17 protein-coding genes are annotated in these 21,525 nt (G+C 66.2%); 15 read left to right on the top strand and 2 right to left on the bottom strand.

Annotation, left to right across the window (positions count from 1 at the left end; translation table 11 throughout):
* The first annotated feature begins 8 nt into the window (after positions 1 to 8).
* The 5 genes from IPM49_15870 to meaB all read left to right on the top strand — a co-directional run bounded on the left by IPM49_15870 (position 9) and on the right by meaB (position 7,552).
* Entirely contained in the window at positions 9 to 1,958 is a 1,950-nt protein-coding gene (locus IPM49_15870; protein MBK9276000.1) for a hypothetical protein, read from the top strand.
* 8 nt (positions 1,959 to 1,966) lie between these two features.
* Positions 1,967 to 3,862, top strand: a complete 1,896-nt coding sequence (locus IPM49_15865) for a hypothetical protein (GenBank protein ID MBK9275999.1) — start codon at positions 1,967 to 1,969, stop codon at positions 3,860 to 3,862.
* A 27-nt stretch (positions 3,863 to 3,889) separates the two neighbouring features.
* The gene (locus tag IPM49_15860) at positions 3,890 to 5,800 is read left to right on the top strand and encodes a hypothetical protein (GenBank protein MBK9275998.1); all 1,911 of its coding nucleotides are present in this window, start codon (positions 3,890 to 3,892) and stop codon (positions 5,798 to 5,800) included.
* A gap of 171 nt (positions 5,801 to 5,971) precedes the next feature.
* On the top strand, positions 5,972 to 6,556 hold the full coding sequence (locus IPM49_15855; GenBank protein ID MBK9275997.1) for a hypothetical protein: 585 nt from the start codon (positions 5,972 to 5,974) through the stop codon (positions 6,554 to 6,556).
* A gap of 6 nt (positions 6,557 to 6,562) precedes the next feature.
* The gene (meaB, locus tag IPM49_15850; GenBank protein MBK9275996.1) at positions 6,563 to 7,552 is read left to right on the top strand and encodes a methylmalonyl Co-A mutase-associated GTPase MeaB; all 990 of its coding nucleotides are present in this window, start codon (positions 6,563 to 6,565) and stop codon (positions 7,550 to 7,552) included.
* Here meaB and IPM49_15845 read toward each other — a convergent pair.
* Positions 7,524 to 8,045: a hypothetical protein gene (locus tag IPM49_15845; protein MBK9275995.1), complete on the bottom strand. Its 522-nt coding sequence runs from the start codon at positions 8,043 to 8,045 to the stop codon at positions 7,524 to 7,526. The two genes, meaB and IPM49_15845, sit on opposite strands and share 29 nt — an antisense overlap.
* Before the next feature lie 109 nt (positions 8,046 to 8,154).
* Between IPM49_15845 and IPM49_15840 the strand changes: the two genes are divergently transcribed.
* From IPM49_15840 to IPM49_15820, 5 genes are read left to right on the top strand one after another with little or no spacing between them, the layout of a single operon-like run.
* Entirely contained in the window at positions 8,155 to 9,348 is a 1,194-nt protein-coding gene (locus tag IPM49_15840; GenBank protein ID MBK9275994.1) for a pyridoxal phosphate-dependent aminotransferase, read from the top strand.
* Complete coding sequence (locus IPM49_15835; GenBank protein MBK9275993.1) at positions 9,345 to 10,346, top strand: D-glycero-beta-D-manno-heptose-7-phosphate kinase; 1,002 nt, start codon at positions 9,345 to 9,347, stop codon at positions 10,344 to 10,346. Before IPM49_15840 ends, IPM49_15835 begins: the two co-directional genes overlap by 4 nt.
* On the top strand, positions 10,346 to 11,059 hold the full coding sequence (gene ubiE / locus IPM49_15830; protein ID MBK9275992.1) for a bifunctional demethylmenaquinone methyltransferase/2-methoxy-6-polyprenyl-1,4-benzoquinol methylase UbiE: 714 nt from the start codon (positions 10,346 to 10,348) through the stop codon (positions 11,057 to 11,059). Before IPM49_15835 ends, ubiE begins: the two co-directional genes overlap by 1 nt.
* Before the next feature lie 42 nt (positions 11,060 to 11,101).
* Positions 11,102 to 11,833 carry a PorT family protein gene (locus IPM49_15825; protein ID MBK9275991.1) on the top strand — a complete coding sequence of 244 codons (732 nt, stop codon included), beginning with the start codon at positions 11,102 to 11,104 and terminating at the stop codon, positions 11,831 to 11,833.
* Positions 11,830 to 13,398 (top strand): FAD-dependent oxidoreductase, encoded by a 1,569-nt coding sequence (locus tag IPM49_15820; protein ID MBK9275990.1) that lies wholly within the window; start codon positions 11,830 to 11,832, stop codon positions 13,396 to 13,398. Before IPM49_15825 ends, IPM49_15820 begins: the two co-directional genes overlap by 4 nt.
* Here the strand turns inward: IPM49_15820 and IPM49_15815 are convergent.
* A complete protein-coding gene (locus IPM49_15815) occupies positions 13,389 to 14,135 on the bottom strand; it encodes an RNA methyltransferase (GenBank protein ID MBK9275989.1) in 747 nt (248 codons plus the stop codon). The genes IPM49_15820 and IPM49_15815 overlap by 10 nt on opposite strands.
* A gap of 84 nt (positions 14,136 to 14,219) precedes the next feature.
* On the opposite strand from IPM49_15815, the gene IPM49_15810 reads away from it, so the two are divergent.
* The 5 genes from IPM49_15810 to IPM49_15790 all read left to right on the top strand — a co-directional run bounded on the left by IPM49_15810 (position 14,220) and on the right by IPM49_15790 (position 21,457).
* Positions 14,220 to 16,619: a BamA/TamA family outer membrane protein gene (locus IPM49_15810; GenBank protein ID MBK9275988.1), complete on the top strand. Its 2,400-nt coding sequence runs from the start codon at positions 14,220 to 14,222 to the stop codon at positions 16,617 to 16,619.
* Between the two features lie 66 nt (positions 16,620 to 16,685).
* Positions 16,686 to 17,759 carry a class I fructose-bisphosphate aldolase gene (locus tag IPM49_15805; protein MBK9275987.1) on the top strand — a complete coding sequence of 358 codons (1,074 nt, stop codon included), beginning with the start codon at positions 16,686 to 16,688 and terminating at the stop codon, positions 17,757 to 17,759.
* A gap of 101 nt (positions 17,760 to 17,860) precedes the next feature.
* Positions 17,861 to 18,706, top strand: coding sequence for an acetyl-CoA carboxylase carboxyltransferase subunit beta (locus IPM49_15800; GenBank protein ID MBK9275986.1), 846 nt, complete (start codon positions 17,861 to 17,863; stop codon positions 18,704 to 18,706).
* Between the two features lie 80 nt (positions 18,707 to 18,786).
* Entirely contained in the window at positions 18,787 to 19,056 is a 270-nt protein-coding gene (gene rpsO, locus IPM49_15795) for a 30S ribosomal protein S15 (protein ID MBK9275985.1), read from the top strand.
* 136 nt (positions 19,057 to 19,192) lie between these two features.
* Positions 19,193 to 21,457: a polyribonucleotide nucleotidyltransferase gene (locus tag IPM49_15790; protein ID MBK9275984.1), complete on the top strand. Its 2,265-nt coding sequence runs from the start codon at positions 19,193 to 19,195 to the stop codon at positions 21,455 to 21,457.
* Positions 21,458 to 21,525: the final 68 nt, after the last annotated feature.

Raw genomic sequence — 21,525 nt, 5'->3', positions numbered from 1 at the left:
GCACGGCCATGAGGACCTCCCTGACGGTACTGACGCTGGGCCTGAGCATGGGCCTGGCCGCCCAGAACAACATCGGCATCAACGCCAATGGTGCCGCCCCCAGCCCCACGGCCATCCTGGACATCGACGTCAGCGCCCTGCCGGCGAACGCCAAGAAGGGCTTCCTGGTGCCGCGGATGACCACGGCGCAGCGCCCCGCAGGGGTGGATGGCATGACCATCTACCAGACCGATGGTGTGGCCGGCTATTACTACTACGACGGCACGCTCGCCCAGTGGGTGCGCGTGAGCGTGGGCTCCGCCGCCTGGGGCCTTACGGGCAATGACCTGGTGAACCCGATCAACGACTACCTCGGCACCACGGACGCCACGGAGCTGAACTTCCGCACGAACAACATCGAGCGCATGGTGGTGGAGGCCGGTGGCCGCGTGGCCATGGGCGCGCCCACCCCGCTTCCTGCCGCGCAGCAGCTCCTGGAGGTCAGCGGTGCAGTGCGCCTGACCGGGACCACCGCGAACACCAACGTGGGCACCATCCGTTGGAACGCCACGGACCTGTGGCACGAGGGCTATATGGGGCCGGCCTCCGGCTGGCGGAAGCTGCCGAACGATTATCAGGTCTTCGGCCCGGTGCCCTATTCCCATCACGCGGAGGCGACCTGCGGAGCCGGTTTCGCGGAGATCTCCAACAACATTCCCAATGCCCCTTTGCCTCCAGGACCCCAGTGGTCGAATGTTCAAACTGTGACCCCATATCACAACGGGATTGGCAGCGCTCGTATGCGCAAGCAGATGATGTTCTTGGTGAACGAGCTGAACGTGGAACTGGCCCAGTTGAACGGAAACACCACTTGGACCCAGGGGCTGTGCCCGGGGGAAGAGATTGATGAGATTGGTTTTTTTATCGGCCAATCCGGATTGGGTAAAATGTGGACATGGCAAGTGTCGGTATTCCATGCTCCACCGGGCCTGAACGACCTCGCCGGGGGGTTCGTGGCCAACACCGATCCGGGTGCCGGTTGTGGCTTTAGTGGAGCTGCCCAGTCTCGGCCTATTGCTGGTGCGGGTGCCTGGGATGTGTTCAATCTAAGCACCCCTTTCGTTTGGGACGGCGCACGCAACATAATTGTTGAGGTCGTGATGAGCGGTTCTCCCTCAGGGCCAGGACACGTTCCTGTTAAAGTTTCGAACACGGGCTCAAACTTGAGCTACACCCGTTATGTGGCGATTGTTGGTGGTACATGTAACAACATTTCTCCTGCCTGCGCAGGCACAGTAACCGGCAGCGGAATGGACAATACCTGCGGTCTCGGTGGTGCGAGCACCCTGCGCCCGGTCATCCGATTTGGCGGCACCGTGAGCACGACCCCGGGACCGATCGTTTCCGGCAATGGCAACTACGTGGTGTACGACGGTGGCTTCATGGTGGAGGAGACCCCCGGCTGGCGGTTGTGGGTGAACCCGCCGGATCCGTACCGGTCCTTCAAGGGTCCGGGCACCATCCATGCGCAGAACGGCGTGTATGACAATGGCGTGCGGTTGAACGACCATGTGTTCGACCGGCACTTCGACGGTCGGGTGGCCCCCTCGGATGCCGAGGCCGCAGGCACGCACCGGACCCTCACCATGGAAGAGATGGCCGAGTTCACCCGGCTCAACCGGCATCTGCCCACCATGAAGGGCCGGGCTGCATGGGAGCGGGAGCATGGCTTCTCGTTCGGGGACCTGACGAACCAGTTGTGGACGACCACGGAGACCCACGCCTTGTACCTGGCCGAGCTGAACCGGCAGGCCCATCTGCTCGAGGTGTTGAGCACGGACCGGCCTTTGCGCCCCGACGAAGTAGTACCGATGACCTCGGCCGTGCAGGCGCTGCCTGAGCTGACCGATGCCCAGAAGGCCCGGATGGTCTCCGACCTGAAGGGACGTGCCGCCACCGAATCTCGAACCACCCATTGATCATGCGCATGCGTTCGACCCGTACCACGATCCTGCTGTTCCGTCCGGTCGTGCTGGGCACGGTCCTCACGGCCCTGCTGCCCGTGCATGCCCAGATCGGCATCAACAACACCGGCGCAGCGCCCAGCACGAACGCCATGCTGGACCTGAACCAGATCGGCCGCGCCTTCCTTGCGCCCCGGATGACCGACGCCCAGCGGACCGCCCTGGCCACCGCCGAGGGCCTCATGGTCTTCCAGTACAACAGCACCGCGACCGCCCCGAAGGGCTATTGGTACTATGATACCGACCTGCTGCCCGCACCAGGCTGGGTCTTCGTATCCAGCACGGCAGCCTGGCAACTGGGCGGCAATACCGGCACCAATGCGGCCACGGATTTCGTGGGCACCACGGACAACGTGGACCTGGCCTTCCGCACCAATGGGGTGGAGCGCATGCGGATCACGGCCGGTGCCTTGTCCACCGGCGGCCTTGTGGGCATCAACGCCCCGGCGACGTACACCGAGCAGTTGGAAGTGAACGGCGGTCTGCTCATCGGCGGCACCTCGGCCACGAACACCGAAGGCAGCATCCGCCTCAACGCCACCACCGGCGCCCACGAGGGCAACATCGACAACTCGGCCAACTGGTACCAGTTGGAGAACGCCTTCATCCTGGAGAAGAACCGGGTGTATCTGAGCAACCCCGTCCCGGCTTGCGCCTACCAGGCGGGCTGGCCCACCACCGGTGGTCCGATCATCGACAATGGGGCCTTCGCCAACACCACCATCGCCTCGACGATCGAAACGCCGTACAGCCGGTTCTGGGAGGACGGTCGCCACCAGTACCTCTACCTCGCCAGTGACCTGGTGGCCTTGAACATCTGCCCGAACACGAACATCACCGGGGCCGCGTTCAGCGCCACGAGCGGCGGTGGAACGGCGATCACGAACACCCAGCTGAGCATGAAGAACACCCCCCTGGCCGCTCTGGCGACCCTGGACGTGGGCGGTGGCTGGGTGGTGTGCCATACGGCCGCGAGCTTCACTCCTGTGGCGGGATGGAACGCGCACAACTTCAACGTGTCCAACTTCCAGTGGAACGGCGCGAGCAACCTGCTGGTGGAGTTCTGTTTCGATCAGAACAACTGGACGAGCAACGTGACCGTGAACGCGGAGACGACGAACTACACGGCGCTCTATGGGATCTATTGCGACGCCTGCGGCCACCTGTTCACCCCCGGAAGCGGAACGTGCTACTTCGCGTCGTGCCCGAACAACTCCCCGCAGAACTTCCCTGGGGTGCTCTGTACGGGATACAGCCACACCCCGGGCTGCCAACTCCTGCCCACCTCCTCCCTGACCACCTGCGACGGTACGTTCCAGTTCACCGGTCAGACGGGTTCGGCCAACCGCCGTCCCCTTCTCCGCTTGAACGCCCAGGTCAACTCCATCGTGCCGGTGCTGACGCAGGGTGACTTCATCTACAGCCCCACCGCCGTGATGGTGGAGAAGACCGCGGGCTGGGCCACCAGTGGCGTATCGCCCAACCAGAAGTTCAAGGGCCCCGGCACCTTGAGCGCCGAGATCGGGGTGTGGGGCGGCAACCTGCTCCTGAGCGACCACGTGTTCGACGCCTACTACGACGGCAAAGCCCGCGAGGAGGACGGCCAGCGCGGTGCCGGCTACAGCCGCATGCCCATCGCGGAGATGGTGAACTACGTGGAGCGCGAACGCCACCTGCCCACCATCCCCGGACGCAGCGACTGGGAGATGCAGGGCCCCTTCAGCCTGGACGACCTCAACACCCGCCTCTGGGTCACCGTGGAGGAGCAGGCGCTTTACATCAAGGAGCTCAACGAACGCATGAACCTCCTGCGCCAGCACCTGCTGCGGCAGCGGCTGGATGGGCTGAAGCAGGACTGACCGTTCTTCGGCCCGAACCCCTGAGCGATGCAGGCATTTCCCCTCCACCGTTCAGGGGTTCGGCTTTCCCGGTACCTCGGGCTGATCGCCTCGCTGCTCGCAAGCCTGTCCGGTAACGGGCAGATCGGCATCAATAACACCGGCGCAGCGCCCGGCACGAACGCCATGCTGGACCTGAACCAGATCGGCCGCGCCTTCCTTGCACCCCGGATGACCGACGCCCAGCGGACCGCCCTGGCCACCGCCGAGGGCCTCATGGTCTTCCAGAACAACAGCACCGCGACCGCCCCGAAGGGCTACTGGTACTATGATACCGACCTGCTGCCCGCACCAGGCTGGGTCTTCGTATCAAGCACTGCAGCGTGGCAACTGGGTGGCAATACCGGCACGAACCCGGCCACGGATCACGTGGGCACCACGGACAACGTGGACCTGGCCTTCCGCACCAATGGACTGGAGCGCATGCGGATCACCAATGGAGCCCTGTCGACCGGGGGGCTCGTCGGCGTCAACGCCCCGGCCACCTACACCGAACAACTGGAGGTGAACGGTGGCCTGCTGATCGGCGGCACCTCGGCCACGAACACCGAAGGCAGCATCCGCCTCAACGCCACCACCGGCGCCCACGAGGGCAACATCGATAACTCGGCCAACTGGTACCAGTTGGAGAACGCCTTCATCCTGGAGAAGAACCGGGTATACCTGAGCAGTCCGGTGCCCGCCTGCGCCTACCAGACCGGCTGGCCCTCCACCGGCGGGCCCATCATCGACAACGGTTCCTTCGCGAACGTCGGCCTCTTCAGTACGATCGAGACCCCCTACAGCAGGGGCTGGGAGGATGGCCGGCACCAATACCTCTACCTGGCCAGCGACCTTGCCGCATTGAACATCTGTGCGAACACCAACATCACCGGCGCGGCCTTCCAGGCCACCGGAAGCGGCGGACAGGCCATCACCAACGGCCAGCTGAGCATGAAGAACACACCCCTGGCGGCCTTGACGACCCTCGACATGGGACCCGGCTGGGTGGTGTGCCACACATCGGCCAGTTTCGTTCCCGTGGTGGGTTGGAACGCGCACAACTTCAACGTGTCCAACTTCCAGTGGAATGGCGCAAGCAACCTGCTGGTGGAGTACTGCTTCGACCTGAACAGCTGGACCTCCAACATCGGTGTGAACGCCGAGACGACGAACTACACCGCGCTCTTCGGTATTTACTGTGACGCCTGCGGTCACCTCTTCACACCGGGCAGCGGAACGTGCTACTTCGCCTCCTGCCCGAACACCTCCCCGCAGAACTTCCCGGGCGTGCTCTGCCTGGGCTACAGCCACTCCCCGGGCTGCGCGCTCCAGGCCAACTCCAGCCTGGTCACCTGTGACGGCACCTTTCAGTGGGTGGGCCAGACCGGATCGGCCAACCGCCGTCCCCTGCTCCGCTTGAACGCCCAGATCAATTCCATCGTGCCGGTGCTCACCCAGGGCGACTTCATCTACAGCCCCACGGCCGTGATGGTGGAGAAGACCGCGGGCTGGGCCACCAGTGGCGTATCGCCCGACCAGAAGTTCAAGGGTCCCGGCACCCTGAGCGCCGAGATCGGGGTGTGGGGCGGCAACCTGCTCCTGAGCGACCACGTGTTCGACGCCTACTACGACGGCAAGGCCCGCGAGGAGGACGGCCAGCGCGGTGCCGGCTACAGCCGCATGCCCATCGCGGAGATGGTGAACTACGTGGAGCGCGAACGTCACCTGCCTACCATCCCCGGGCGCAGCGACTGGGAAATGCAGGGGCCCTTCAGCCTGGACGACCTCAACACCCGCCTCTGGGTCACCGTGGAGGAGCAGGCGCTTTACATCAAGGAGCTCAACGAACGCATGAACCTCCTGCGCCAGCACCTGCTGCGGCAGCGCACCCAGGGTACGGCCGCGCCCATCCGGTGATGGCATGTCGATCAACGCGCCTCGTCATCAGGGGCTTCTCCACCTGATCGTCATCGCCTCCGTGCCTTTGTCCGTCCTGCTCGGCTGGACCTCCGGGGCGTGGTGGGTGGGTGCGCTGGTCTTGATGGCCCTGGGCGGTGGGGGTATCTTTGCGGTCCTTCGCCGCTCCCGATGAACCGAGCCCTGCTGGTCATCCCGCTCACCCTAACGCTGATGGCCCAGCCCGGCTCGGCGGGTCAGGCGGTACCTCCCCCGGCCTATGCTTCGTTCACCTTCGGTATCAGCCTGGCGACCAGCCTCAACAGCCAGTTGATGAGCTGTTTCGTGGTGAAGGTCTTCGAGGGCGAGGTGATCGGGACCGAACCGGTGACGAGGGACCAGTTCCTGCAGCAGGTGCGGGGCCTGGTGCCGAGCAAGGCCAATCCCCACGGCGCGGACCTGTTCGCCGAGCATGGTGTGGACGCCTGCAAGGTGCAGCTGGCCGAGGATGGCCGCCGCATCGTGCCCTATTGCGAGGTGCTGGACGACCTCTGGAAGTTGCGCTTCTGGGAGTATCCGCTGCACGTGCAGGACGGGCAGCGCGTGGGCAAGGGCTGGGCGGAACAACCCCTGAACCCGTCTCCACGACAGATGCTGCTGCTGAGCAACTACGGCCTCCGGCATCCCACCGACCTCTGCCATGGGGAGGCGATGTTCCGGCTGTTGCGTGACGTGTCGGACCCGGAATGGGTGGACAACTACCGGAAAGGGCTCTGACCGACCATGCGGACCGAGGATGAGGACCTGATCACCGCACTGCGAAGCGGTGACCGGAGCGCACTGGCCCGTGCGATCACGCTTGTGGAGAGCCGGAGGCCGGAGGACAGGTCCCGGCTGATGGCGCTGCTCGCCATGCTCACGGACCACGGTGGAAGCCTCAGGATCGGCATCACCGGCATCCCCGGTGCGGGAAAGAGCACCTTGATCGATGCGCTGGGTGCGGCCTTGATCGACCGTGGCCACCGCGTGGCGGTGCTGGCGGTGGACCCCAGCAGCCAGCGGAGCGGTGGCAGCATCCTGGCCGACAAGACACGGATGCACCGCCTCGCCACCGACCCCAGGGCCTTTGTGCGGCCTACGGCGACCGGTGGCACCCTGGGTGGCCTTGCCCTTCGCACCCGCGAAACGCTGCTTCTGTGCGAGGAGGCCGGATACGACCGCGTGCTGGTGGAGACCGTCGGTGCCGGTCAGAACGAATCCGATGTGGACCGTGTCACCGACCTGACCGTGCTGCTGCTCATCGCCGGTGCGGGGGACGAGCTTCAGGGGATCAAGCGCGGCATCATGGAAGCGGCGGACATGGTGGTGGTGACCAAGACGGATGCGGCCCCACCGGCCTTGGTGAACGCTGCCGTGAGCGACCTGGAGCACGCCCTGCACTTGATGCCGCTGCGCGATGGCCGCCGTCCGCCGGTGCTGCGGTGCTCGGCCCTCACGGGCGAGGGCATCGCCGACCTGGCGGGCCTGCTCGAGGAGCTTGGCCATCGATGCGGGTCCACGGGCGCCCTCCAGCACCGCAGGAACGCGCAGGCCGCGCACTGGCTGCACACCGGCCTCCGACAGGCCTTGTTGGATCGCGCCCTCCAGGACCCTCGCCTGGCCGGCGCGCTTCCCGGGCTCGAGGCCCAGGTGTCCGCGGGCACCCTTGATCCGGCCGTGGCCGTGGACCGGCTGATGGGCCTGCTCAGAACAGGCGGCGCACCTCCTCCTTGAGCATCAGGACCGCCTCCTGGGACGGCAGATGGCTCAACCGGGACGCGGTCTCGAAGACCCGCTGGCTGAGTTCGGTCCCCGGTGCCTGTTCGGCACACTGCTCGAACGCGATGTTGATGATGCGGATCGTCTCCTCCTTCGCCTGCTTCACCCGCGTCCATGCCTTGTCCGACACATAGACCTGCTGGGTGACGTTGTGCTCGTACTCCTCACGGATGGTGGCCGTGAGCTCCGCATGCAGCATCCGCGCCGTCATGTTGCTCTTGTGCACGCGCAGCACCAACCCGCCCGGTGAGATCCGCTCCAGAAAGAGCACCAGCCGTTCATAGGCCTGCAGCCGGAGCGGTAGCGTGTGCCGGCGGTCCTCCTTCCGCTGTTCGGCCGCCCGCTCGCCCTGACGGGCCTGCATGAACTGGCGGATCAGGTAGAACGCCGTGAGGAACACCACCACGGAGGGCAGCACGGCAATGAGCAACAGGGTGAAGGGCTCCATGCGTGGACAAAGATGTTGACGAATATCGGCATCGATGGCCGCCCGCCCCGGCCCACCCCCGGGCCGCATGCCTAGTTTTGCCGCTTCTGCCCAAGCAGGTCCCGCGCCCATGCGTCCTTCCGCGCTCGTCCGTTCCATCGAAGAACCCGCCACCCTGATGATGGCCCGGCGATGCCGCGAACTGCGTGCGCAGGGACGGGACATCATCGACCTCAGCCTCGGGGAACCCGATCACGACCCGCCCGCGTTCGCGCTGGAGGCCGCCCATCGGGCGATCGATGGTCCCTGGCACAAGTATCCCCCGGTGAACGGCTTCGCCGATGTGCGCCAGGCCATCGCCGACAAGTTGCGCCGGGACAACGGGCTGGACTATCACCCCGACCAGGTGGTGGTGAGCACCGGTGCCAAACAGGCCATCATGAACGCCGTTCTGGGCCTGGTGGGCCCCGGCGACGAAGTGGTCATCCCCGCGCCCTACTGGGTGACCTACCGAGAGCAGGTGCGCATGGCCGGGGCCATCCCGGTGATCGTGCCCTCCTCCTTGGAGGAGGAGTTCAAGCCGCCCATCGCCCGGATCGCCGCGGCCATCACCTCACGCACGCGTCTTTTGCTTTTCAGTTCACCCTGCAACCCGTCCGGCTCGGTGTTCACCGCTGAGGAGCTCGAGGAACTCGCCCGGGTCGTTTCCGCCCACCCGGACCTTCTGGTCATCAGCGATGAGATCTACGAGCACATCGTGTTCGATGGCCGCCACGTTTCCTTCGCCACGTTCCCGGGCATGATGGACCGGACGGTGACGGTGAACGGGCTCTCCAAGGCCTTCGCGCTGACCGGTTGGCGGGTGGGCTACCTCGCCGCACCGGCCTGGATCGCCAAGGCCTGCAACACCATACAGGGGCAGTTCACCAGCGGGGCCAACAGCATCGCACAACGGGTGACCCTGGCCTGCATGCAGGCAGACCCTGCCCTGCTGGCTCCGATGCGGTCCGACTTCCTGCGGCGCCGCGATCTGGTGGTCCGCGGCCTCGCCGACGTTCCCGGGCTGCGATGCAACCGGCCCATGGGGGCGTTCTACGTGCTGCCCGATGTGTCCGCCTGGCTCGGCAGGTCCGTCGACGGCCGGTCGATCACCTCCACCGTGGAGCTGTGCACGACGCTGCTGGAGCAGGCCGGTGTCGCGGTGGTGGATGGCGATGCCTTCGGCGCCCCAGGCACCATCCGCATCAGCTACGCCACCGCGGACGACAAGCTCACCGAGGCCCTCCGTCGTCTGCGCTCCTTCGGGGAACGCCTGCAGGCATGAAGAAGGTCCACGACCGCTTCGAGGCGTTCGCCCGCACCAACGCCCTTGTGCTGGGTGATGTGATGCTCGATGCCTACCTGTGGGGCCGCGTGGACCGCATCAGCCCCGAGGCTCCCGTGCCTGTGGTGCATGTGCAGGAACGCAGCGCACGGCTTGGAGGAGCCGCCAACGTGGCCCTCAATCTCCGCGCCCTCGGCGCCACCCCCGTGGTGATGACCGTGGTGGGTGATGACGAGCACGCGGCCCGACTGGACCAGCTGTTCGGCGGGCTCGGCCTGCCCGCCGAAGGCCTTTTGCGCAGTGCCCACCGCCGCACCACGGTGAAAACACGCGTCATCAGCGGCCATCAGCACATCGTACGCGTGGACGAGGAGGACGACCATGTGCTGACGGACGGTGACAGCGAACGCCTGCTGGAGGCCGTGAAGGCCCGGGTGAGGTCCGCCCGACCGGGCGTGATCGTGTTCGAGGATTACGACAAGGGCGTGCTCAGCCCCCCGTTCATCCGCGAAGTGGTGCGCCTGGCCCAGGCCGAAGGCATCCCCACGGCCGTGGACCCCAAGAAGCGCAATTTCATGGCGTACCAAGGGGTGGACCTCTTCAAACCGAACCTGAAGGAACTGCGCGAAGGCCTGCGCATGGAGGTGCACGCCAGCGATGCGGGGCAGTTGCGTCGTGCGGTGAAAGCGCTGGAGAACGCCCTGGGCAATCGGTTGACCCTGGTGACGCTGAGCGAGCACGGCGTGCTGGTGCATGGGGACGCCGAGGACCACCTGATCCCGGCCCATGTGCGCACCATCGCCGATGTGAGCGGTGCCGGCGATACGGTGATCGCCGTGGCGGCCTTGTTGCTCGCCCAGCAGGCCCCGGCGCGCACCCTGGCGGCCTGGGCCAACCTGGCCGGCGGGCTGGTCTGCGAGCAGGTGGGCGTGGTGCCCATCGATCGCGACCTGTTGTTGGCGGAGTGCCTCGCGCTGCCGGAAGCCGACCGCGCGTGATGAGCGTGAAGCCGTACTCCCCGGATGGCTCGAAGCGTGAGCAGGTCGAGCGCATGTTCGATGCCATCGCCCCGCGCTACGACCTGCTGAACCGTCTGTTCAGTCTGGGTGTGGACCGGGCCTGGCGCCGGCGCGTGCTGCGCATCCTGCGCAGGGAGCCGGTGGACCGTCTCCTGGACCTGGCCACAGGGACCGCCGATCTGGCCCTGCTCTGTGCTCGACACGCCCGTTCCGTGGTGGGGGCCGACATCAGCGAAGGCATGCTGTCCCACGGCCGGACGAAGGTGGACAGGGCCGGGCTGGCCGACCGGGTGGAGCTGGTGCGCGCGGCCTCCGAGTCCCTCCCCTTCCCGGACGGTCATTTCGATGCGGTGACGGTGGCCTTCGGTGTGCGCAACTTCGATGACCTTGACCGCGGCCTGCGCGAGATGAAGCGGGTGCTGCGGCCGGGCGGACGGGTCTTCGTGCTCGAGTTCTCCAAGGCCCGTGGCCTCATGGGGGCGCTCTTCCGCCTTTACTTCCACCGCGTGATGCCCATGGTCGGCCGATGGGTGAGCGGCGACAGCAGCGCTTACACCTATCTGCCGCGGTCCGTGGAGGCGTTCCCCGAGGGACCCGTGTTCGAGCAACGCCTGCGCGCCTCGGGCTTCAGCGCGGTCACGTCGGATCGTCTGTCCGGCGGTATCGCCACCCTTTACACCGCGCGCTCCTGAAGCCCACGGGCACGGATCGCTGTCTACCTTCGTTGCGCATCCATGAAGCGCCTCCTCCCGCTCCTGCTGCTGTGCGCGCTCGCGTCGGGTGATGCCCTGTCGCAGATGACCGGACCGGTCAAAGGCATCAAGACCGAGCATCTGCCCAACTTCGATCTCCGGCGCTTCCACTTCGGCTTCCTGCTCGCCTACAACACCTCCGACTTCTTCATGAAGCTCGACCCGCAGGCCTACACGCGGGACAGTGTGATGGCGATCGACCACCTGCGCAAGCCGGGGTTCAACCTCGGGATCATCGGTTCGCTGAACATGACCACGAACCTGAGCGTGCGTTTCATCCCCTCGCTCTCGTTCCAGGACCGGGTGCTCCGGTATCGCTTCCGGCGGAGCGACGGCACCGAGGTGGTGTACGAGAAGCCGGTGGAGAGCACCTACCTGGAGTTCCCGCTGCTGCTGAAGTTCCGCAGCGACCGCATCAACAACTTCGCGGTTTACGTGGTGGCGGGCGGCAAGGCCGCCATCGACATGGCCAGCCAGAAGGACGTGAACAATGCGATCGATGAGGAGGTGGTGGTGAAGTTGAACAAGTTCGACTATGCCGCGGAGGTGGGCGGTGGGTTCGATTTCTTCCTGCCCTACTTCAAGTTCGGCATCGAGCTCAAGACCGGCATCGGCATCCCGAACCTGCTGATCGATGACGGCACCCGGTTCAGCACGCCCTTGCAGAGCATTCGCACGAAGACCTACGTGCTGACCTTCACCTTCGAGGGATGACGGGCGATGCGCGGACGGTGGAGCTGGTGCTGTCGCCCGGCGAAGCCGCCGACCCGGTGATCGTGCGCGCCGCGGCCCTGGAGGCCGCCGGTGAAGGACCGGCCACCGGCCTGACGCATCAGGTGCTGCGACGGTCGATCGATGCGCGCAGCCGACCTCCGCGCATCCGGCTCCGCGTGGCCTTGGTGACCGGCGATGGCAGCACGGAGCGGCCACCCGCCTTCGTGCACCGCGATGTGCACAAGGCCCCGACCCTGCACATCGTGGGCTGCGGTCCGGCAGGGCTCTTCTGCGCCCTGCGCGCCATCGAACTCGGCATCCGACCGGTGCTGCTTGAACGCGGCAAGGATGTGCGCGCCCGGCGACGCGACCTGGCCGCGATCAACCGGGCTCATCTGGTCGACCCGGACAGCAACTACTGCTTCGGCGAGGGAGGTGCCGGCACCTACAGCGACGGGAAGCTCTATACGCGCTCCACCAAACGCGGCGACGTGCGGGGCGTCCTCGACCGGCTGGTGGCCTTTGGGGCCTCGCCCGACATCCTGGTGGACGCTCATCCGCATGTGGGGACCAACAAGCTGCCGGGCATCATCACGGCCATGCGCGATGCCATTCTGGCCGCCGGCGGCGAAGTGCATTTCGGCCGTCGCGTCACCGACCTGATCATGGAGGGCGGGAGGACGCGGGGCCTTCGCACGCTCGATGGCACCGAGATGCCCGCGGACCATGTGGTGCTGGCCACCGGGCACAGCGCACGGGACATCTTCCGCATGCTGCACGCGAAGGGGATCCGCATCGAGCGCAAGGACTTCGCCATCGGTGTGCGCGTGGAGCACCCGCAGACCGTGATCGATTCGATGCAGTACCACTGTGCCACGCGTGACCCCCTGCTGCCTCCGGCGAGCTACAGCCTGGTGGAACAGGTGGACGGCCATGGCGTATACAGCTTCTGCATGTGCCCGGGCGGCATCATCGCCCCGTGCGCGACCGCGCCGGACGAAGTGGTGACCAACGGTTGGAGCCCGAGCAAGCGCAACAACCCCTTCGCGAACTCGGGCCTGGTGGTCGACACGCGAAGCCTCCGCACTGGCCCGGGCGCCCTCGCCGGCATGGAGACCCAGCGGGCGGTGGAGCACCTCGCCTGGCGGATGGGCGGCGGCACCCAGTGCGCACCGGCGCAGCGCATGGAGGACCTCATCGCCGGACGGCTGAGCGCCGACCTTCCCGCGTGCAGCTATCCCCCGGGCATCGTCAGCGCACCGCTCAACGAGCTGCTGCCCCCGCCGGTGATGCAGCGGCTGCGGACAGCCTTGGTGCGCGTGGGGAAGCGCATGCGGGGCTTCCGCACGAACGAGGCCGTCCTGGTGGCGGTGGAGAGCCGAACGAGCAGCCCGGTCCGCATCCCGCGCGATCCGGACACCCTCGAGCACCCGGAAGTGGAGGGGCTGTACCCCTGCGGGGAAGGCGCGGGCTACGCCGGCGGTATCGTGAGCGCGGCGATGGACGGGATGCGGGTGGCCGAGCGCATCGCCGCGCGGATGGGACGTTCCGTCGATCAGGGCTGACGGCGGCGCTCGAACTCCATGCAGAGGGCGGTGGCGGCCATGGCCACGTTCAGCGACTCCGCGCCCCCACCCCCCGGCACGCGCAACCGCACACCGGCCTGCTCCTTCACCGCTTCGGAGAGCCCGTGGGACTCGCTGCCGAGCACCAGCACCGCCGGGCGCTGCAGCCCCACCTCGAACACCGGGGCACCCGCCATGTCCGCCGCATAGACCGACGCTCCTTCGCGCCGGGCCTGGGCCAGCCTGTCCGGCAGGCGCACGGTGAACACCTCCACCCGGAGGACGGAACCCATGCTGGCCTGGACGGTCTTCGGATTGAACGGGTCCACCGAACCCTCGGCGCACCAGATGCGGCGGACCCCGAACCAGTCCGCCAACCGGATGATCGTACCGAGGTTCCCCGGATCGGCCACCCCGTCCAGGGCGAGCACGAGCTCACCGTCCCCCAACGGCCCATCGGTGCCGGGCCGGGGCAGGTCCACCACGGCGATCAGCTCGTTGCCCTGCTCGAAGGTGCCCAAGCGCTCCAGCCGGTGCGGAGGGGCGATGCGCACCAAGTGGTCCGGGATGTCCGCGGCGCGCGCCACTTCTTCCGTGGCCACCACGAAACGCACCGTCCATCCGGAACGCAGGGCTTCGTCCACCAGCTTGCGTCCCTGAACGAGGAACGCCCCTTCGGTCCGGCGATGCCGTCGTTCCAGCAGCGCCCGCGTCAACTTGTACTCCGCCTCGGTCAACCTGTCGGATATCTTTGGCCTTCGCCAAAACTAGGGACCAGCGACACCTCCGTGCATCCGCGGACCACGCATATCGTGCTACCGGTGGTCCTTTTGCTGGTCCTTTCCGCGTGCGACCCGGCGCGGCGCGTGCCGGCCGGTCGCCATCTGCTCGTGCGATCGAAGGTGGAGGTGAAGGACAAGCGTGTGGAGAAGGACGAGCTGGCGTCGCTGATGAAGCAGCGGCCCAACAAGCGGATCCTGGGACTGCGTTTCTATCTGGCGATGTACAACCTCCCGTCGCCCGAACGACTGGCCCGCCGGAAGGCCCACCGCGCGGAGCGGACCGCCAGGACCAATGCCCGTCGCGCGCAGCAGGGCAAGCCCCCCAAGGAAGCCGGGCGCACCTTCGGCGAATGGCTCCGCGAGGTGGTCGGTGAACCGCCGGTAGTGCTGGACAGCACCTTGACGGCCCGCACCGTGACGCAGATGCGCATGTACCTCCTCCGGGAGGGCTTCTTCAAGGGCGAGGTCACCGATTCCGTCGCCCATCGCGGGCGCAGGGCCCGACTGCGCTACCACGTGATCCCCGGCGAACCGCATCGCCTGCGCCACATCCGGTTCTCCGTGGACGACCCCAGCATCGAGGATTACCTGACCAAGACCTGGGACGGTTCACGACTGCGCAGTGGTGCGCGGTTCGATGCCGACGATCTGGAGGCCGAGCGCGACCGTGTGACCGGAGTGCTGCGGGAACTGGGCTACATCTACTTCCATCGCGACCTGGTGAGCTTCGACGCTGATACCGCGGCGGGTGACCATCAGGTGGATGTGATGATGCGACTGACCAGACCGATGGCGGACAGGGATGCCGGCCTTCGAGGCTCCCGGGAGGGCACCATCCACCATATCGGTCAGGTGACCATCGATGCCACGGGCTCGTTCGCGGGCCGGTCGGCCCTGCCTGTTGACACGCTGGTGCGGGAGGGCTACACCTTTCTTTACCAAGGCAACAAACCGCGTTATCGGCCTCAGGCACTGCTGAGCACGGTGTACTTCCATCCGGGCGACCGCTACCAGGCCAGCATGGCGGACAGGACCTTCCGGCGGTTGACCAACCTGCGGGTCTTCGACCGTGTGGACATGCTGTACGACACGGTGGGCACCGGGGCACGGGACGTGGTGAACTGCACCATGCGGTTGACCCCGGCCAAGCAGCAGGGCTTCACGGTGGAGGGCTTCGGAACGAACCGCGGGGGCTTCCTGGGCACCTCCATCAGCCTGGCCTACCGCCATCGCAACGTGTTCCGCAACATGGGGTCCCTTCAAGCGCAGGTGACCCTGGGCCTGGAGGCCCAGCAGAGCATCACCGGTCAGGAGACGGGCACGGGCGAGACCAGCACGGCGGTGGGCCGCGACGTGCTGTTCAACACCGTGGAGATCGGTCCGGAGCTCACCCTGCGGTTCCCTCGCCCCTTCGTGCCCGCCCGCTGGTTCACCAAATCCGCCGCGCCGCGCACCACCTGGACCGCCCTGTACAACTACCAGCGGCGCCCGGACTACAACCGCACCCTGGCACGGACGAGCCTGGGGCTCGAATGGACCGAGAGCCCGCGGGCCACGGTGGGCATTTTTCCCGTGGACCTGAACATCATCCGCATCCCCTTCCTCACCCAAGCCTTCCGGACCTATCTCCAGCAGGCCAACGACCCGGTGCTCACCGACAGCTACACGGACCACCTGATCATCGGCGCCCGGGCGTTCTACACCCTGAACACGCAGGGCACGGCCAAGGGCCGCGATGTGGTCTTCCTCCGCACCACCTTGGAGACCAGCGGCAACCTGCTCAGTGGAGTGGCGGGCCTGCTGGGCTGGGAGCGCACCACGGACACCAGCGGGAACAGCTTCCACACCATCGACGGGGTGCGCTTCGCCCAGTTCGTGAAGCTGGATGCGGACCTGCGCTACTACCGGCGCCTGCACGAGAAGAGCCAGCTCGTGTTCAGGGCCGCCGCCGGGGTGGGCGTGCCGTTCGGGAACCTCGGCGTGCTGCCCTTTGAATCGAGCTTCTTCGTGGGCGGCGCGAACGGCCTTCGGGCCTGGCGCGCACGGTCGGTGGGTCCCGGATCGTACGCGGCACCGCTGGTCGCCTACGACCGCATCGGCGAAGTGCGCATCGAGGCCAACGCCGAATACCGCTTCAAGCTGGTGGGCTTCTTCGAGATGGGCCTGTTCGTGGACGCCGGCAACATCTGGTATCTGAAGGAGGACCCCCAGCGACCCGGAAGCGGGATCGACAGCGACCTCCTCAGCGACCTGGCGATCGGCGTGGGGGCCGGGCTGCGCCTGAACTTCGACTTCTTCCTGGTCCGCTTCGACCTGGGGTTCCAGACGAAGGACCCCGCGCTCCCCTCCGGCGAACGCTGGATCTTCGAACGCACCCGCGAGGAGCGTGCCCTCAGCGACCTGGCCAACCTGAACCTTGGGATCGGGTATCCCTTCTGACCGCCCCCGGCGGCTCGACACCCCTGTCCGCTTTCCGTAGTTTTGCCGCCCATCCGCACGCACCGCATGCCCACCACCACCAAGACCGGCCGCATCGAGGAGCTGCTCGGCCAGGACGCCGACCGCCTCCTCGGACACCGTTGCACCACCATCAGCAAGGACCAGCTGAACCTGCCCGGTCCCGATTTCGTGGACCGCTGTTTCGCGGGCAGCAACCGCAGCCCCCAGGTGTTGCGCAGCATCCAGGCCCTCTATGGTGGCGGCCGCCTGGCCAACACCGGGTACATGAGCATCCTGCCGGTGGACCAGGGCATCGAGCACAGCGCCGCCGCGAGCTTCGCGCCCAACCCCATCTACTTCGATGGGGAGAACATCGTGAAGCTGGCCATCGAAGGCGGCTGCAATGCGGTGGCCAGCACCTACGGTGTGCTCGGCAGCGTGGCGCGCAAGTACGCCCACCGCATCCCGTTCATCGTGAAGATCAACCACAATGAGCTCATGACCCTGCCGAACAAGTTCGACCAGGTGCTCTTCGGCACCGTGGAGAGCGCATGGGACATGGGGGCCGTGGCCGTGGGCGCCACCATCTACTTCGGCAGCGACGAAAGCACCCGGCAGATCACCGAGATCGCCGAGGCCTTCCAACTGGCGCATGAACTGGGCATGGCCACCATCCTGTGGTGCTACCTCCGCAACCCGGGCTTCAAGAAGGACGGGGTCGACTACCACACCGCCGCCGACCTCACCGCACAGGCCAACCATCTGGGTGTCACCATCCAGGCGGACATCATCAAGCAGAAGCTGCCCGAGGTGAACGGCGGGTACACCGCACTGAGCGGCTACGGCAAGACCCACAAGAAGGTGTACAGCGACCTCACCACCGAGCATCCGATCGACCTGTGCCGCTACCAGGTGGCCAACTGCTACATGGGCCGCATCGGACTGATCAACAGCGGCGGGGCCAGCAGCGGGGAGAGCGACCTGGCGGAGGCCGTGCGGACCGCCGTGATCAACAAACGCGCCGGTGGCCAGGGCCTCATCAGCGGCCGCAAGGCCTTCCAGCGCCCCATGGGCGAAGGCGTGCAGCTGCTCAACGCCATCCAGGACGTGTATCTCGACCCGAAGGTCACCATCGCTTAGGCACGCTGAAAGGGGAAGGCTGACAGCTGGAACGAGACCCCGGTTCCGCCCTTCATCGTTCCGGTTTCATCGTTCAGCTTTCGCATTCCACCTTTGCACCCATGGGCTGGTTCACTCGCACCAAGGAAGGCATCACCACCTCCACCGAGGAGAAGAAGGAGACGCCCGAAGGGCTCTGGTACAAGTGTCCGGAGTGCGATGAGATCATGACCTCGGAGGACCACGAGAACAACCTCTGGGTCTGTGCCAAGTGCGAGCACCACGAAAAGATCGGCAGCGCGGAGTACTTCGCCATCCTGTTCGACGATCAGAAGTACACGGAACTGCATGCCGATCTGGTGGCCGGTGACCCGCTGAAGTTCGAGGACACCAAACCGTACAGCGACCGGCTGCAGAAGACCCGGAAGGAGACCGGCCTCAACGATGCCTTGCGGGCCGCGGAGGGGAAGCTGGACAAGCGCATGGTGGTGATCGCCTGCATGGATTTCCGCTTCATCGGCGGGAGCATGGGCAGCGTGGTGGGTGAGAAGATCGCCCTGGCGGCCGATCAGGCCATGAAACGGAAGTGTCCGTTGATCATCATCAGCAAGAGCGGAGGGGCCCGCATGATGGAGGCCGGCTTCAGCCTGATGCAGATGGCCAAGACCAGCGCCAAGCTCACCCAGCTGGCCGCCAAGCGGCTGCCCTACATCAGCGTGCTCACCGACCCCACCACGGGAGGGGTGACGGCCAGCTTCGCCATGCTGGGCGATCTGAACATCGCCGAACCGAAGGCGCTGATCGGCTTCGCCGGCCCCCGTGTGGTGAAGGAGACCATCGGCACCGACCTGCCCAAAGGGTTCCAAACGAGCGAGTTCGTGCTCGAGCATGGCTTCCTGGACAAGATCGTGCCACGTAAGGACCTGAAGGCCAGGCTCTCGCAGTTCATCACCTTCTTTCAGGCCTGAAGGGCTGCCCGGGTCCTGAAAACATCTATCTTTGCCGCCTCAACACGGGGAAATGCCGTGTTGGACCAACGCGGACGACCATGTACCTGACGAAAGAGGCCAAGCGCGAGATCTTCAAGAAGCACGGTGGCACCGAGATGAACACCGGTGCGGCCGAGAGCCAGATCGCGCTCTTCACCAAGCGCATCGATCACCTCACCGGGCACCTGAAGGTCAACAAGAAGGACCATGCCACGGAGATGGCCCTGATGGGCCTGGTGGGTAAGCGGAAACAGCTCCTGGGTTACCTGAAGGAGCAGCATCTTGAGCGCTACCGCGCCATCATCCAGGAGCTTGGTCTGCGCAAGTGACCCCTGCGCGACCGCCGGGCATACGGCGGCGCCTGGACATCAATTCTGAACCAAGGGCGATCGTGCGGCACGGTCGCCCTTTTTCATTCGCTGAGGCAACGAGAGGAAAACAACACGAGGAAAAGAAGACAAGAACATGAGACCACAAGGGATCAAGAAGACCATCGACATGGGCGATGGCCGCCCCATCACCATCGAGACCGGGGTGCTGGCCAAACAGGCGGACGGATCGGTGACGGTACGGATGGGCGATACGATCGTGCTGGCCACGGTGGTGGCCACCAAGGAGGCCCGGGAGGGCATCGATTTCCTGCCCCTGCAGGTGGAGTACCGCGAGAAATTCAGCGCCGCCGGTCGTTTCCCCGGCGGTTTCTTCAAGCGTGAGGCCCGGCCCAGCGACCACGAGATCCTCGTGAGCCGCCTGGTGGACCGTGCGCTGCGCCCCCTCTTCCCGGACGACTTCCACGGGGATACCCAGGTGCAGGTGATGCTGATGAGCCACGACAAGAAGAACCACAGCGACAGCCTGGCCTGCCTGGCCGGTGCGGCCGCACTGGCGGTGAGCGACATCCCCTTCGGCGGTCCGGTGAGCGAGGTGCGTGTGGCCCGCATCGACGGGCGCTTCCAGATCAACCCCGACATGGTGGAGGTGGAACGCGCCGACATCGACCTCATCGTGGCCGCCACCGAGCGCGACATCCTCATGGTGGAGGGCGAGATGAGCGAGGTGCAGGAAGCGGACATGATCGAGGCCATCAAGGTGGCGCACGAAGCGATCAAGGTGCACTGCAAGGTGCTGAACGAGCTCAGCGCCGCCGTGGCCAAGAGCCATGTGAAGCGCACCTATGATCATGAGAAGAACAACCCCGAGGTGGAGAAGAAGATCGCCGACTTCTGCTACCAGCGCTATTACGACCTGGCCCTGCAGCCCAGCGGCAAGGAGGACCGCAGCGCCAGGTTCGGCGCCGTGAAGGACGAGTGCCTCGCCACTCTGAGCGACGAGGAGAAGGCCGACAAGGCCATGCTGGCCCGCACCTTCAAGAAGGTGCAGAAGAAGGCGGTGCGCAACGCCGTGCTGGACAAGGGCGTGCGCCTCGACGGCAGGAAGACCACCGATATCCGCCCGATCTGGTGCGAGATCGACATGCTGCCCGGCACGCACGGCAGTGCCATCTTCACCCGTGGTGAGACCCAGGCCATCAACACCGTGACCCTGGGCAGTTCGCTCGACGAGCAGACCATCGACCTGGCCACGCGGAAGGGCAGCGAGAACTTCATGCTGCACTACAACTTCCCCAGCTTCAGCACGGGCGAGGTGAAACCGATCCGCGGCCCCGGACGCCGCGAAGTGGGCCACGGCAACCTGGCGCTGCGCGCGCTGAAGCCCGTGATCCCGCCCGCGCCCGGGAACCCCTACACCATCCGCCTGAACTGCGACATCCTGGAGAGCAACGGCAGCAGCTCCATGGCCACCGTGTGCAGCGGCACCCTTGCGCTGATGGACGCCGGCGTGCAGATCAAGGCCCCCGTGAGCGGCATCGCCATGGGCATGATCAGCGACGGCACGCGCCACGCCATCCTCAGCGACATCCTGGGCGACGAGGACTTCCTGGGCGACATGGACTTCAAGATCTGCGGCACGGCCAAGGGCATCACGGCCACCCAGATGGACATGAAGGTGGACGGCCTCCCCTACGAGGTGCTGGCCCAGGCGCTCGAACAGGCGCGACAGGGTCGTCTGCACATCCTCGGCGAGATGCTGAAGACGATCGACAAGCCCCGTGAGGACTACAAGCCCCACGCCCCGCGCATCGTCACCTTCGAGGTGCCCAAGGAGAGCATCGGGCCCATCATCGGCCCGGGTGGCCGCGTGATCCAGGAGATCCAGGCCGAGACCGGCGCGCAGATCAGCATCGACGAGGTGGAGGGTCGCGGTGTGGTGGAGATCGCCAGCGAGAACAAGGCCAGCATCGAGGCCGCCGTGGCGCGCGTGAAGGCCATCGCCTTCCCACCCCAGGCCGAGATCGGCGTGAACTACCGCGGCAAGGTGAAGACCATCATGCCCTACGGTGCGTTCGTGGAGATCTTCCCCGGCACCGACGGCCTGCTGCACGTGAGCGAGCTCGATTGGAAACGCATCGAGCGCGTGGAGGACGTGCTCAAGGAGGGCGAGATGATCGATTTCCAGGTGGTGGGCAAGGACCCGCGCACCGGCAAGTTGAAGCTGAGCCGCCGCGTGCTGCTGCCCAAGCCCGAAGGCTGGGTGGAGCGCGAGCCCGCCATGGAAGGCGCAGGGCGTGAGCGTCGCGACCGCGGCGATCGTCCCCGCCGCGACGACCGTCCCCGCCGCGAGGATCGTCCGCGGCGCGACCACGGTGATGCGCCTCCCGAACAGAACTGACCCGACCATCCGAGGACCGCAGGGCCGCCCGAAAAGGCGGCCCTGCCGCTTTCGGCCCCCGCGTATCC

Source organism: Flavobacteriales bacterium, from assembly GCA_016715895.1.
In the GTDB taxonomy this organism is placed as follows: domain Bacteria; phylum Bacteroidota; class Bacteroidia; order Flavobacteriales_F; family PHOS-HE28; genus PHOS-HE28.
This window is presented reverse-complemented; position numbering and strand designations above follow the sequence as displayed.

Bases quoted from the DNA above. Each gene is read 5' to 3' on its own strand.
- IPM49_15870 (MBK9276000.1), top strand. From the start codon at position 9: ATGAGGACCTCCCTGACGGTACTGACGCTGGGCCTGAGCATGGGCCTG.
- IPM49_15865 (MBK9275999.1), top strand. From the start codon at position 1,967: ATGCGTTCGACCCGTACCACGATCCTGCTGTTCCGTCCGGTCGTGCTG.
- IPM49_15860 (MBK9275998.1), top strand. From the start codon at position 3,890: ATGCAGGCATTTCCCCTCCACCGTTCAGGGGTTCGGCTTTCCCGGTAC.
- IPM49_15855 (MBK9275997.1), top strand. From the start codon at position 5,972: ATGAACCGAGCCCTGCTGGTCATCCCGCTCACCCTAACGCTGATGGCC.
- meaB (MBK9275996.1), top strand. From the start codon at position 6,563: ATGCGGACCGAGGATGAGGACCTGATCACCGCACTGCGAAGCGGTGAC.
- IPM49_15845 (MBK9275995.1), bottom strand. From the start codon at position 8,045: ATGGAGCCCTTCACCCTGTTGCTCATTGCCGTGCTGCCCTCCGTGGTG.
- IPM49_15840 (MBK9275994.1), top strand. From the start codon at position 8,155: ATGCGTCCTTCCGCGCTCGTCCGTTCCATCGAAGAACCCGCCACCCTG.
- IPM49_15835 (MBK9275993.1), top strand. From the start codon at position 9,345: ATGAAGAAGGTCCACGACCGCTTCGAGGCGTTCGCCCGCACCAACGCC.
- ubiE (MBK9275992.1), top strand. From the start codon at position 10,346: ATGAGCGTGAAGCCGTACTCCCCGGATGGCTCGAAGCGTGAGCAGGTC.
- IPM49_15825 (MBK9275991.1), top strand. From the start codon at position 11,102: ATGAAGCGCCTCCTCCCGCTCCTGCTGCTGTGCGCGCTCGCGTCGGGT.
- IPM49_15820 (MBK9275990.1), top strand. From the start codon at position 11,830: ATGACGGGCGATGCGCGGACGGTGGAGCTGGTGCTGTCGCCCGGCGAA.
- IPM49_15805 (MBK9275987.1), top strand. From the start codon at position 16,686: ATGCCCACCACCACCAAGACCGGCCGCATCGAGGAGCTGCTCGGCCAG.
- IPM49_15800 (MBK9275986.1), top strand. From the start codon at position 17,861: ATGGGCTGGTTCACTCGCACCAAGGAAGGCATCACCACCTCCACCGAG.
- rpsO (MBK9275985.1), top strand. From the start codon at position 18,787: ATGTACCTGACGAAAGAGGCCAAGCGCGAGATCTTCAAGAAGCACGGT.
- IPM49_15790 (MBK9275984.1), top strand. From the start codon at position 19,193: ATGAGACCACAAGGGATCAAGAAGACCATCGACATGGGCGATGGCCGC.